Source organism: Paenibacillus sp. FSL H8-0457, from assembly GCF_038051935.1.
Taxonomy (GTDB): Bacteria; Bacillota; Bacilli; order Paenibacillales; family Paenibacillaceae; genus Paenibacillus_AQ; species Paenibacillus_AQ lautus_A.
The window spans coordinates 2,185,815-2,197,880 of the sequence record NZ_CP150293.1; the positions used below are offsets into that span (position 1 = coordinate 2,185,815).

Consider the following 12,066-nt stretch of genomic DNA (forward strand, 5'->3'; position numbering starts at 1 on the left):
AATGGAGGTATGGAGATGAAGATTTATTTTGATAACCTGCCGGAGAAGCTGCTTGAAGGGGTTGGCGAGCTCTCGGACATATTGGATATCCGCATTACGGAGGAAGAGGGCCTAAAGATTCGGGTCATTCAGGCTCCAGGACCGATCCAGTTATCATTAAAGCATGGGCAGGGGACGATCCGATACCAGGAGAAGATTCATTTTTTCCGTGCTTTAGGGGTGTTTCTGGAGCAGGCGAGGGAGCGTGACCGGTTCGAGCTGACCGAGGAGCCCAGGTTTGACTTCAACGGCACGATGCTTGACGTTTCGCGCAATGGCGTGCTTAAGGTTCCGGTGATCAAGCAGTTTATCCGCTATATGGCTTTGATGGGGCTGAACGGGCTGATGATGTATACCGAGGATACGTACGAGGTGAAAGAGCAGCCGTATTTCGGATATATGCGCGGCCGGTACACGGCTTCGGAAATGAAGGAATGCGACGATTACGCGGACCTGTTCGGCATCGAGATGATTCCCTGCATCCAGACTTTGGGGCATCTGCAGCAAGCGCTGAAATGGGGCTATGCCGCGGATATGAAGGATCATGCGGATATTTTGCTTGCAGGCGAGCCGAAGACGTATGCTTTCATCGAACAGATGATCACCGCCGCATCCGGGATGTTCCGTTCCAAGCGGATTCACATCGGGATGGACGAGGCGTTTCAGGTCGGCCTTGGCAAGTATTTAAAATTGAACGGCGTCCAGGACCGGTTTCAGATTATGAATGACCATGTCAGCCGGGTGCTTGCCATTACCGAGCGACTCGGACTCCGGCCGATGATCTGGAGCGACATGTATTTTAATTTGCTGGCCAACGATTATCAAGGTTCGCTGTACAATCTGGATGCGGATTTTTCCGACGATAATATGAGCCGCATTCCCCAAGGCGTCCAATTCGTGTATTGGGATTACGGACGTAGGGATGAACAGGGCTATGAGCGGCTGTATGAGAAGCATATGAAGCTGGGCTCCAAGCCGATTTTTGCCGGCGGCATTCATATGTGGAACAGCATCAGCCCGAACAACGGCAAGACCTGGATGACCAGCCATCCTGCCTTGCGCGCCGCCAAAACGAAAGGGATCCGCGAAGTCATCGCCACCGCGTGGGGGGATAACGGAAACGAAACCAATCACCTGGTCATCCTGGCGGGCCTCCAGCTGTTTGCCGAGCATGGGTACGGAGACGATATCAGCGACGAGTTTCTGGCAAGGAGGCTTGCGGCTTGCACGGGCATCGATTTGTTCGGAGCGCTGAACGCGCTGAAATATATGGATGAGGTTCCCGGCGTGTCGGAGGGAAATCACTGGATGGCCAATCCTTCGAAGTATTTGTTGTGGCAGGATCCTTTGCTGGGGCTGCTGGACAAGCATGTGGAGGGGGAAGCGGGTTCCGTGCTGCCTGGATATTACGCCGGTCTGGAGCAGAGATGGCGGGAATGCAAGGAACAGTACCCGGCACCGTTTAACCGCCTGTTTGATTTTTATGAAAAATTGGCCTCGGTCCTCGTTATCAAGAGCACCCTGGGCGTTACGTTGAAAAAGCTTTACGACACAGGCAACAAAGACCGGCTTGCTGAGCTTGCTTCCGCAGCGGATTCCCCGTTAAACGATCTGAAGCGGCGCATCGAGGCATTGCGTTTATCGCACAGGGGACTGTGGATGAGCACGTATAAGCCATTTGGCTGGGAGGTGCTGGATCTCCGCTACGGCGGGCTGCTCGCGCGAATCTCCTCTACGCGGGACCGCCTTGCGGATTATGTGGAAGGCGTAGTCGACGAAATCGAGGAACTGGAAGCCGACCGGATGCTCTTTGATCAGAATGGTTTAACCGACAGATCGCTGGAGGTTAATGTAACCTATCAGGCGGCCGTGACGGCGTCCTGCTTCATCTAATGAAAAAGCTGCTCTACCAAGGTCACTGTAGACGCTTGGAGGGCAGCCTTTTTTCTAAGGGGCTTGGTTATGGCTTCTCTCCGTGTGTTTGTTCTTTCTCGTAGGCAATCAGCGTGATCTCTTTGCCCGTCAGCTCGGCAATTTTGGTTTCGGCGTCTTCAATTGCCTTCAAAGTGCCTTCATTTCCATTGAGCGCAGCGATTTTGTATTCATCCGAATGGATATCCATGGTGAACTCCCCCCTTGGCTGGTTATTTCATGTTATATAATGATAAGGTATCCTTTACAATACAGTTACATACCTGGGGGTGGGATTCATGATACAATTTGAAGGACTGCACCATGTGAGCTTGGCGGTGCGCGACTTGGAGAAGGCGAAGTTTTTTTACTCGGACGTTCTCAAGTTTCGGGAGCTGCCGCGCCCGCCGTTTGATTCCAAAGGGGTCTGGTATGCCGTCGGGGGCCAGCAGCTCCATCTGCTGGAGCATCCCGTCAGCGATACGCTGCGGGAGCGGGGCATCGATACAACGGACGGTCATTTCTCGATCTGGGTGAAGAGCTACCGCGAAACCAAGGAATGGCTGGACCGGATGAACGTCGAGTATGTAGCCAAACCCGACAGCGTTGCCGGCTTCGCCCAGATATTCGTGCTCGATCCGGACCGCAACATTATTGAATTCGGAGCCGAGTACGGCTCGTAAAACGTTCAACTTAAAAAAGCCAAACACTTGTGCAGTGTTTGGCTTTTTCATGGTCGCGCCTTATTTTTGGATGAGGACGGGGGTGTTCATTTTTACCTTGTCGTAGAGCCATCGCACGTCCTTGTTGTGCATCCGGATACAACCCGCGGATACGTAATTTCCGATCGAATTCGCGTTGTTGTTGCCGTGGATGGCATAAGCGTAACTGGTTCGGCCGTTCACTTTCACATTAATGCCGAGCCAACGGTCCCCAAGCGGGTTGCGCGGATCTCCTCCCTTGATGCCTTCCTTGTAGTACGGTCTGTTCTTCACTTTTTCGTGGATTTTGAACAGTCCTTCCGGCGTATAGGAGGGTTTTTTGCCGGTGGCCACGGGGAATGTTTTTATGACCTTGCCTTTTTCGTAATACGTCAACTTGTTGGTGGATTTGTCAATGACGATAAACTGTGCGTACTTGGTGTACTTACTGTCCAGCTTCTGTCCTGCTCCCGCACCTTGGGTAACGGAGGGGAGGAAGAATACGAGCAGTAAGGCGAAGACCAGTATGCGGCCGATGCCCTTAATGATGTCCGATCACCTCTTTTCGTTCTCCCCCATATATATGCGGGGATTCGCGAATGTTGACGGAAATGTGCAGCTGCCGGAAATAGAACAAGTTGTTTTCAAAGATCAAGCGACAGGGGCATTATGGGACATTCCATCTAAAAAATGATAGTGTCATGGCCGCGCTCAATTTGTGCTTTTAAGGGACTTTCCTGTAAGGGGTCAGCGTAAATTACTGGTTGGTATTTGAAAACGACATGAGTGTCGTTTATAATATGACATGAAAAACGACACCAGTGTCAGTTTAAGGTCGAAGGTGGGGAGGATTATGTGTCCAAAGGTCAGCGACGAATACAAGCAGCAGAAAAAGCTTGAAATCTTGAGGGCAGCCAGGCGCGTCTTTATTAGGAAGGGTTTTACCCGCACCGTGATGCAGGACATCATGGAGGAAGCCGGCATGTCCCGCGGCGCCGTGTACGCGTATTTTGGCAATGTGCAGCATGTTTTTCTGGAGGTTCTGCGTTATGACGATCAGGAGGCGCTCCGTTTTTTTGAACCGGATTCGACACATTCGATATGGAAGCAATTGTTGGACTGGATCAAGAAACAGCAGGAGGACATCTCGCTGATCCATCACTCGCTTGTACTCGCCAGGGCGGAATTCTTCCTGTCTTCCTCTTATGATCATGCGAAGCAAGAAGATCCCTATATTACCGAGCGCTATCAGATTACGGTCGAGGCTCTATGCGGGGTCATCCGGAAGGGGCAGGAGCAAGGGGAGTTTCGGCCGCGTCTGGAACCGGAAGCCATCGCACGGTACATGATCTCGTTTCTCAACGGACTTATGCTGGATACCTTCCAGCTTGGGGCTGGGGTGACTTGCGTGCCGGAGCAGCTGGAGTCTTTCCTCTACTCTCTCGGCGAAATGCTAAATCCGATAACCATAGAATCATGATGACAGAAAGGGGCTTATAGCAATGCTGTTTGATTTTGCTAGATTGTCTTGTCGAAAAATGACCATGGATGACGCGGAGCTGTATCATACCTGGCGCAATGACCTGGACGTGATGCAATCCACCAGTCCCAGCTTGGATACTTACCAAATGGAGGAGACCAGGGACTTCGTTCAGCATGTGATCCTCGGCACTCCGTCTTCGAAGAGCTATCTGATCCTGGCGAAGGAAACAGGCCAACCGATCGGGATCATGTCGTTGGTCGGCATCGATTTCAAGAATCGCAATGCGGAGTGCATCATCGACATCGGCGATAAGAATTATTGGGGCAGGGGATACGGCTCGGAAGCGATGAAGCTGCTGCTGGATTATGCCTTTTTGGAGCTGAATCTGCACCGGGTAAGCCTGCGGGTGTTCTCCTTTAACCATAAAGCGATCAAGCTGTACGAAAAAATCGGCTTCGTCCACGAAGGCAGCTCCAGACAGAGTTTGTACCGGAACGGTGCCTGGCATGACATTGTGCACATGGGGCTTTTGCAGAGCGAGTATACCGCCAACGGTTGATTTTCCCGCGCTTCCATAATAAGGTAGGTATGAGACGACAAAAGAGGGAATGGGAGAATCAATCATGTCCGAAAATGAAGTGTTATCGATTGAAGACCTGCGCATGAAATATGACAACCGTTATGTATTGAACGGGATTGATCTGAAGGTCAACCGCGGCGAGATGATAGGATATATCGGTCCGAACGGGGCGGGAAAGAGCACGACGGTTAAAATTATGCTTGGGCTGGTTGAAGGGTATACGGGAACGGTCCGCATATTCGGCCAGGATATTTCCGACGGGAATATCGATTATAAACGGAGAATCGGGTATGTGCCCGAGGTGGCGGAATTATACGATCAGTTAACGGCCGCGGAATATCTGACGTTTATCGGCGAATTGTACGGACTTACATACGATGCTGCGGATTATAAGGCAAAACATTTGATGGACTGCTTTGACATGCAAAAGGCTTACCATGCTCGGATCGCCACGTTTTCAAAAGGAATGCGGCAAAAGGTGCTGCTGATCTCGAGTCTCCTGCATGACCCGGATCTCTTGTTCCTTGATGAGCCCTTAAGCGGGCTGGATGCAAACAGCGTGATGGTGGTCAAGGAGGTACTGGCGCAGTTGTCGGCACAGGGCAAGACGATTTTTTATTCCTCGCATATCATGGACGTCGTCGAGAAAATCAGCAGCCGGATCGTTCTGCTCGCAGACAGCCGGGTGGTGGCGGACGGAACGTTTAAAGAGCTGCAGCAGCATTCCCATGAAGGGTCGCTGGAAGAGGTGTTCAATCAGCTGACGGGCTTCAATGACCATGCCAGCATCGCAGAGCGGTTCATATCGATCGTTCGGGAGGGAAGCTGATATGGCGGGCCCGGAAGTTTCATTTCGAATGCTGAAGCTGCTGGATCGGTTTCAAGGGGTTATCTCGAGACTGGGCGTCGACTATGAAACGCTGCGGCGGATCCTGCATGTCAAGCTGCTGATGGACTCGAGGCGGGCACCCGTCATATTATCTTCAAACAGCCGGAAGGCTGAAGAGCAGGACAAAAACCTGTTTGTCAGTTCCCTCTGGTTGTATGGCTTAATCGGGCTTGTGCTGACGCCGTTTGTGTTCTGGAGCGATCCGGAATATCTGATGCCGATGAGCATCCTGTCCGCCATCCTCATGTTCCTGATCATGACCTCCATGATTTCGGATTTCTCATCCGTGCTTTTGGATGTGCGCGACCGCAGCATTCTGATGACGAAACCGATCGACGGCCGCACGGTCGGCGTGGCCAGATCGATTCATGCCGGTATTTATTTGCTGCTGCTGACCGGAGCGCTATCGGCCGCTTCACTTGCCGTGGGGCTGCTTAAGCATGGCGTGCTGTTCTTCCTGATCTGCATCCTTGAGCTTATTTTGATGAATATGCTCATTCTGGTGAGCACCTCCATGATTTATCTGGTGCTGCTGAAATATTGGGATGGAGAGAAACTGAAGGATCTGATCAATTATGTACAGATTGGGCTTTCCGCTACGCTGGCCATCGGCTATCAGTTCGTGATCCGTTCATTTGATTTGATTGATTTCAATTTGGTATTTACGCCGGCCTGGTGGCAGGTCCTGCTTCCGCCCGTATGGTTTGCGGCCCCATTTGAATGGATGTTCGGCGAGGGGAGCGGGTGGCTGATTGTCCTATCCTTATTGGCCGTGTTCGTTCCGGTTCTGCTCATGGTGGTGTACCTTCGTTATATTCCATCCTTCGAGCAGTATCTGGAAAAGCTGGCGCACAGCGAAGCGGGAAAAGGGCGGGAGCGCGGTCGGTTTGACAGGTTTTTGGCCAAAATCGTATGCCGGTCCCGCACGGAACAGGCATGTTTCCGGTTATCTGCCAGCATGTTGAAGAACGAGAGAGAATTCAAGCTTAAGGTGTATCCTACGCTCGGGTTGTCCGTTCTGCTGCCCTACTTGTTCTTTTTCTCCACGATCCGTAATTCCTCCCTGGCGGAAATCGGCAGGGGATCGTCGTACTATGTGCTGCACGTCATGCTTATCATGATTGTAACCGTCGTGATGATGTTGAAATTCTCCGGCAAACCCAAGGCCTTCTGGCTGTTTGGGGCGGCCCCGCTGCCAAGCATGAGTCCCTTATATCAAGGAGCTTTAAAGGCCTTTGCCATAAAAATGTTCCTGCCGTTGTTCACTGTGAATGCGATCGTATTCCTGATCATATTCGGTATTCGGATCCTACCGGACGTTCTCATCATTCTTCTTACCGGTTTGGTGCTGATACCTGTGTCGGCCAAGGCGATGCTTCGCCATCCGCCGTTCTCCCAAGCGTTTAATGTGGCTCAGCAAAAAGACGGCTGGTGGGTGCTGCTGTTCATTATCGTTGTCGGCGGGTTATGCGGCTTGCACTATTTTAGTAGCACGGTTACCTACGGTATATCGGCCTATATCGTCGTGCTGCTGGCTGCCAATGGTATGGCTTGGACCAGACTGTATAAGTGACTGCTTTACTCATACACAAAAACATTCCGGCTAACAAGGCGCATCCTTTTGAAAGGTTGGGGACGAGAACGGAATAAAAGGGGAGGGGCATCCGGCGGATGCCTCTTCTTGGAATACAGATTAGTTGATCCTATCTTAATATCTAATTGTGTAAGGTTTATGTCAGAATAAAATAAATTCTGTCGTTCCTTAATGGTTGAACAGGAACGTAGGTTCGTATATAATAGAGTTATATCTAGTTATCTCCTTTTATAAACTCTACACTTCATAGATCCATGATGGATTCCCCCACATATGTATTTAATTACCTGTTGTTATGCCTACATGGCCTTATATAATCGACTTAGATGATGATGTCAGGATGTTACGCATCGTGCGACACGAGTTTATTCTGGCTTAGTTATGTTCATAAGGTCGTGGATTCTTGATCATTGATGCTCGTTTTTTGTTTTGCGGATTGAACGTTGCAGTGGTTTGCTTCGTCTTGGCGTTATAAGTTCCGGGCCGTTGTGCTTGGTAATTATTGTATACCAGCCGGAGCTATTGACGCCGTTCGATGTTATTGCATTTTTCATCAGAGCTTCCAGACATATAAGAAATGGCAGGCGCCATCGGAATTGACCTCAAGAACATGCATCATTCAGGGACGACTCGATAGAATCTGAAGGCTGAAGATATACGTTTCTTAGAGACGTTATAACCATTCAGCTCAGCCAGGATGAATCGGGAAGTGGCGTTGTACACATTAAACCATTTCTTTACGGTGTAGGGAGGAAATCTTTGAATGGAAGCTATTTGGTTTATGGTGTTTTCGACTTTTGAAACACTGGCGATTTATTCACTGATCATGACATTGCTTAGGTTTAAAACAACGGAGTACATTTGGCAAGCCCTGCTGGTTATGATCCTTGCCAATCTACAGAGTTACATCATGCGGAATGAACTCTCGCTCGATTTTCTTGCCCCGCTTATTACGGTAATGATCTTTGTGTTCTTGTTCTCGGCCATCATTAAAATTCCAGTCATTTGGTCGGCGATTTGCACCATTATAGGCTACATGTTCTACGCGTTGATTCAAACCGCCTATTTGACTACGGTGTTCGGATCGATCAATGCCATTCAGACCGATCCTGCCAAAGGTTACATCCTTCAAGTTCTGTCAGGAGCGACGGGACTGCTGATATCCTGGTTGATGTACAGGTTCGGTATCGGGTTTAAGTACGACCTGGAGAAGCTGCGCATTAAATTTGAACATATTCTGTTGATCGCTTTAATTATCGTAGTGCTGATATTAATTGCCATTCTGTTTTACCTCAACCGCCTGTGGCTGCATCTTCTCTTCTTTGGAATCACATTTGGAATCTTCTTGTATTATGCGATCAATACAGAGGAGCGGGAGTCTTATGATCATAGAAGGACTGTCAGAGCGGATAGCGGAGAGGATCAAACGTCAGGTACCTGATCATCCGTCCTCCGTTCCTGTTTTGAAGCACGCGCTCGCCATTCTATTCAACGTGATGTTCATTGTCGTATTCACGCTGCTGATTTCGATCTTCTCGGGTAACGTGAGAGAGGCGGTCATAGCCTTGACGGGCTTCGCAATACTGAGGCAATTCTCGGGAGGGTATCACCTTAAGACGGGGGCCGGCTGTATTGCGTTCACGACAGCACTGTTTACCTTGGTGACTTTTGTTGATATGGGGATTGCAGCTGTGCTCGTTATGAATGCGCTTAGTCTGTTGCTGGTTATGCTGTTTGCTCCCAGCCGAATCGAGAGACAATCCCGGATACCGAGCAAGCATTACTCTAAGCTCCGCTTGATTAGCTGCTTCATCGTGATGTTCAATTTTGTCCTTCAGTCCCCAACATTGGCTGTCATATTTTTAATCCAGGCTATTAGTTTATTACGCTGGAAAGGAGGACAAGCTCATGTTATGGATCCATAAGATTCGTCATCGTTTTTTTTCGTTCATCGCATCTGCACTGACGTTGGTAGCCGTATTTGTCGTTAATACTGCAAGTCCCGTATTTGTGTACAGCGGAGAGACGCCGGAAGAACTTTTGAAATAAATCTTGATCCAATTGATACGGGGACTGGGGTACACCAAATTTGTGGTAGGTTCATGGTTGTTGAATGAGATATGGGTCGTAGTAGCCGGTGCCGGTTGGCGCCGGTTTTTATTATGACTAAGGAAGCTACAGCTGAGTCCTTAACGGTCGGTTCCATCGATGCTCCAATGATTGCGAGTTTGTTAGTAATGGATGCCAAGCCAATTAGGGTAAAATTGACATTGATAAAAGAACGAGTGTTCGCATATAATACAAACAAATGTTCTTATCAGAGGTGAGTTCATCATGTTTGAGAAATACCTGGAGCAAACCGTAGAAATCATATACGAAGACCGTAAGGGCAACATTACCCAGCGCAAAATACAGATACACAGCATTAAAGATCAGCGGATTCGGGCAACGTGCCTGGAGTCGGGAAAGCCCCGAGTATTCAATGAAAACAACATCCTGTCCTGGAGGCCCCAGAAAGGAAGAGGTTCGCATGCTTCCTGATCTGGAACGAAAACTGCTCCGAATTTTGATCAACTATCCGGCGCATCGCAGCCGTGTCCCGACCTTGCGGTTACTTAAGTACCTAACGGGACGTAAACCGAATGAAATTATGGAGGGCATAGCTTCATTGGAGGAACAAGGCTATATTATGTTTAAGAACAAGCGGGAATTGCAGAGCCTGATTGTACTGAAAGAAGAGGCACAGCCCGTTCAAAGAGTGGAAAGAGCTGCGGATTACTGGACGACACATTGATTCGGCAGGAGGTATAGAGATGCCTGTGCTTAGAGATTGCACGGATGAGGGGACACGAGCCGAATTTCATTTTATATCACGTATCCCTGGAAAGTACGAAGGATGCCAAATCAACTTTAAATTTTATGATTCCAACCGATTCATCTATGATTTGAATTTCGGTTGGACGAATCTAACGATTCGTAATTATATTACAGTAACTACGGAATTTCCGTTGGACACACTGAATGGATTCAAATTAGATGGATTATATATGTCATTCGAAAAACATCTTTATCAATTAAGCTGGAGAAGAAGCCAATCGGAAGGTATTTATGAGTTGGGCTTTTTTGGGTCTGATCAAGACTTTTGGGATGCAGCGAAAAAGAAAGGGCTTTTCGATGGCAACTGCCCCGGAGATCCTTTGATCCGCGAAGAGGCGGCAATCGTCTTCCTCCGTTTGGAAAAAAATATTCTCCAGAAATTAAACAAATAACACGAGTACCCTTCGGGCCTATTACTGGCTGGCAGGGTCTTTTTTGATGGTTTAGCGGCACTTTCATTTTACCCCGGAATGATTTTTTTGTTATGAAGAGGGCTGTCCCGCAGCCATTTTCATGGCTTTTGGAACAGCCTCTGTTTTCATCAGTTTTTAGACCCAAAAACCTGCTGCCAAAATGATAACGAGAAGAATGTACAGAACCAAGACAAAAGTAGCACTACGGCCATAGCCATACCCGGCATCAGCGCTCATGGTTATTCCTCCTTTGTTTTAGAGTCAGATTATTAATATGTGGTCACTTATGTATAAGCTTGGGTGATTAACTAAGTGTTTAGCCTAATTTTCAAGCCTATTTCGATTGCTGCTTGGGTGGAGGAGGAGGTTTTTAACGTGAGGGAGTTGTTGCAGCCCCTTTGTATTTTTTTTGATGATGTACATTTGAAAATGATTAGCAAAGTGGCATTTCTGTGAATATACATGAGAGTGTAGCCCGCCAACTACAACTCAGGTTTCCTTCTTTAAAAAAGAAGAAGCTGTCCCGCAGTCATTTTTATGGCTTTTGTGACAGCTTCCTCTTTTTGTACGGTGTCATATGCTCTATTTTCCGTCCGCATTGACGGGAAGGAGAAAAAACTCGGGTAACACAACCCGTGATATCCATATGGTCAGCGCCGCATCGGTAAAAAGAACCTCGCTGGCTTAGGCTGGCGTTTTTTTTTGTTAATAAGAATATTGGCCCTAGCATTGCTTGAGTTTTTGAATACTTTGTATCAGATCGTTGAAAGGAGGAGTCCTCATGGGTGAAGTTGGTTACGAAGGTGGATACGGCGGTAAAAACTCAGTCGGAGCAGTTCTTGTTCTCTTTATCTTGTTGGTCATCATTTTAGGTTCTTTCTGGGTATAATACTCCCCCGGATGACAAAGACCCTACGTGATTTGAACAGTTGTATTTATGTGAGAGGATCCCTACCGGCTTAGGCTATCGGGGGTCCTTTTTCTTTGTCTTCTATCGGTGAAGTAGGGTATTACAGCCTCCTGATCGATTTACCCAGTAGCAAATCTCCGCTTACCGACAATGCCCTCCATCTCCCGTTTTTCTATTTGAGTAAACAGGGCTTCGCCGTCGCCTTCGCTGAACGGAACAATACCGAAGCTAGGGACGGTAGCGGAATAGACGAGAGTATTTCTTTCCGCTGTATTAGTGGCAGCCATCGCAAATCCTGACCGTAATACTGCAGCAAGTCGAATATGACGAATGTAGACGGCAGAGTTCCGGCTAAAGCTGTAATTTTATCCGTCTTCTTCGCCTGGAATCGGGTCATAACCGCTTCAAAATCCGAGTTGCCAGTCGCGGGATCAACGCACGCGATTTCGCCGTCCAATACGATGTCATGCGGAAATATAGCGTTGGCTATCTCAGGGTATTGGCGAGAACAGTCGTTGTTATGGCGCGTGTATAGGCGAACAACGCCATTCTGCTGCGAAAAAATCAAGCGGTGGCCATCGATTTTTGGTTCAAATATGAAGCGCGAGTCTGAGAATGGAGCGGGCGCTGTTGCGAGTAACATCGGTTCAATAAACATAGAAATGCCTC

17 protein-coding genes are annotated in these 12,066 nt (G+C 48.6%); 13 read left to right on the forward strand and 4 right to left on the reverse strand.

The window, feature by feature from the left end; all coding sequences use genetic code 11:
• Positions 1–15: 15 nt before the first annotated feature.
• Positions 16–1,932, forward strand: a complete 1,917-nt coding sequence (locus MHI43_RS09445; RefSeq protein ID WP_036665966.1) for a beta-N-acetylhexosaminidase — start codon at positions 16–18, stop codon at positions 1,930–1,932.
• 67 nt (positions 1,933–1,999) lie between these two features.
• On the opposite strand, the gene MHI43_RS09450 is transcribed toward MHI43_RS09445, so the two are convergent.
• Positions 2,000–2,161: a hypothetical protein gene (locus tag MHI43_RS09450; RefSeq protein ID WP_186326403.1), complete on the reverse strand. Its 162-nt coding sequence runs from the start codon at positions 2,159–2,161 to the stop codon at positions 2,000–2,002.
• An 88-nt stretch (positions 2,162–2,249) separates the two neighbouring features.
• Here MHI43_RS09450 and MHI43_RS09455 point away from each other — a divergent pair, with 88 nt between their 5' ends.
• Positions 2,250–2,633 (forward strand): VOC family protein, encoded by a 384-nt coding sequence (locus MHI43_RS09455; protein WP_015734282.1) that lies wholly within the window; start codon positions 2,250–2,252, stop codon positions 2,631–2,633.
• 60 nt (positions 2,634–2,693) lie between these two features.
• On the opposite strand, the gene MHI43_RS09460 is transcribed toward MHI43_RS09455, so the two are convergent.
• The gene (locus MHI43_RS09460) at positions 2,694–3,047 is read right to left on the reverse strand and encodes a L,D-transpeptidase (RefSeq protein ID WP_235201905.1); all 354 of its coding nucleotides are present in this window, start codon (positions 3,045–3,047) and stop codon (positions 2,694–2,696) included.
• A 457-nt stretch (positions 3,048–3,504) separates the two neighbouring features.
• Here MHI43_RS09460 and MHI43_RS09465 point away from each other — a divergent pair, with 457 nt between their 5' ends.
• The 10 genes from MHI43_RS09465 to MHI43_RS09510 all read left to right on the forward strand — a co-directional run bounded on the left by MHI43_RS09465 (position 3,505) and on the right by MHI43_RS09510 (position 10,466).
• Positions 3,505–4,131: a TetR family transcriptional regulator gene (locus MHI43_RS09465; RefSeq protein WP_036665962.1), complete on the forward strand. Its 627-nt coding sequence runs from the start codon at positions 3,505–3,507 to the stop codon at positions 4,129–4,131.
• A gap of 22 nt (positions 4,132–4,153) precedes the next feature.
• Positions 4,154–4,693 carry a GNAT family protein gene (locus tag MHI43_RS09470; RefSeq protein WP_036665960.1) on the forward strand — a complete coding sequence of 180 codons (540 nt, stop codon included), beginning with the start codon at positions 4,154–4,156 and terminating at the stop codon, positions 4,691–4,693.
• A 64-nt stretch (positions 4,694–4,757) separates the two neighbouring features.
• On the forward strand, positions 4,758–5,543 hold the full coding sequence (locus tag MHI43_RS09475; RefSeq protein ID WP_036665958.1) for an ABC transporter ATP-binding protein: 786 nt from the start codon (positions 4,758–4,760) through the stop codon (positions 5,541–5,543).
• A gap of 1 nt (position 5,544) precedes the next feature.
• Entirely contained in the window at positions 5,545–7,176 is a 1,632-nt protein-coding gene (locus MHI43_RS09480; RefSeq protein WP_036665957.1) for a hypothetical protein, read from the forward strand.
• A gap of 784 nt (positions 7,177–7,960) precedes the next feature.
• On the forward strand, positions 7,961–8,638 hold the full coding sequence (locus tag MHI43_RS09485; RefSeq protein ID WP_015734289.1) for a hypothetical protein: 678 nt from the start codon (positions 7,961–7,963) through the stop codon (positions 8,636–8,638).
• Entirely contained in the window at positions 8,580–9,122 is a 543-nt protein-coding gene (locus MHI43_RS09490; protein WP_051425425.1) for an accessory gene regulator B family protein, read from the forward strand. Before MHI43_RS09485 ends, MHI43_RS09490 begins: the two co-directional genes overlap by 59 nt.
• Positions 9,106–9,246, forward strand: coding sequence for a cyclic lactone autoinducer peptide (locus MHI43_RS09495; protein ID WP_009589655.1), 141 nt, complete (start codon positions 9,106–9,108; stop codon positions 9,244–9,246). Before MHI43_RS09490 ends, MHI43_RS09495 begins: the two co-directional genes overlap by 17 nt.
• Positions 9,247–9,531: 285 nt before the next feature.
• Entirely contained in the window at positions 9,532–9,738 is a 207-nt protein-coding gene (locus MHI43_RS09500; RefSeq protein ID WP_036665951.1) for a hypothetical protein, read from the forward strand.
• Complete coding sequence (locus tag MHI43_RS09505) at positions 9,728–9,991, forward strand: hypothetical protein (RefSeq protein WP_015734291.1); 264 nt, start codon at positions 9,728–9,730, stop codon at positions 9,989–9,991. The genes MHI43_RS09500 and MHI43_RS09505 overlap by 11 nt, the downstream gene beginning before the upstream one ends.
• A 19-nt stretch (positions 9,992–10,010) precedes the next feature.
• A complete protein-coding gene (locus tag MHI43_RS09510; RefSeq protein WP_235201904.1) occupies positions 10,011–10,466 on the forward strand; it encodes a hypothetical protein in 456 nt (151 codons plus the stop codon).
• Between the two features lie 156 nt (positions 10,467–10,622).
• Here MHI43_RS09510 and MHI43_RS09515 read toward each other — a convergent pair whose 3' ends face one another.
• Positions 10,623–10,724, reverse strand: coding sequence for a sporulation protein YjcZ (locus MHI43_RS09515; RefSeq protein WP_155989925.1), 102 nt, complete (start codon positions 10,722–10,724; stop codon positions 10,623–10,625).
• A 544-nt stretch (positions 10,725–11,268) separates the two neighbouring features.
• Here MHI43_RS09515 and MHI43_RS09520 point away from each other — a divergent pair.
• The gene (locus tag MHI43_RS09520) at positions 11,269–11,376 is read left to right on the forward strand and encodes a sporulation protein YjcZ (RefSeq protein WP_192569185.1); all 108 of its coding nucleotides are present in this window, start codon (positions 11,269–11,271) and stop codon (positions 11,374–11,376) included.
• A 193-nt stretch (positions 11,377–11,569) separates the two neighbouring features.
• Here the strand turns inward: MHI43_RS09520 and MHI43_RS09525 are convergent, their stop codons facing one another.
• Complete coding sequence (locus MHI43_RS09525) at positions 11,570–12,055, reverse strand: hypothetical protein (protein WP_235201903.1); 486 nt, start codon at positions 12,053–12,055, stop codon at positions 11,570–11,572.
• Positions 12,056–12,066 lie beyond the last annotated feature (11 nt).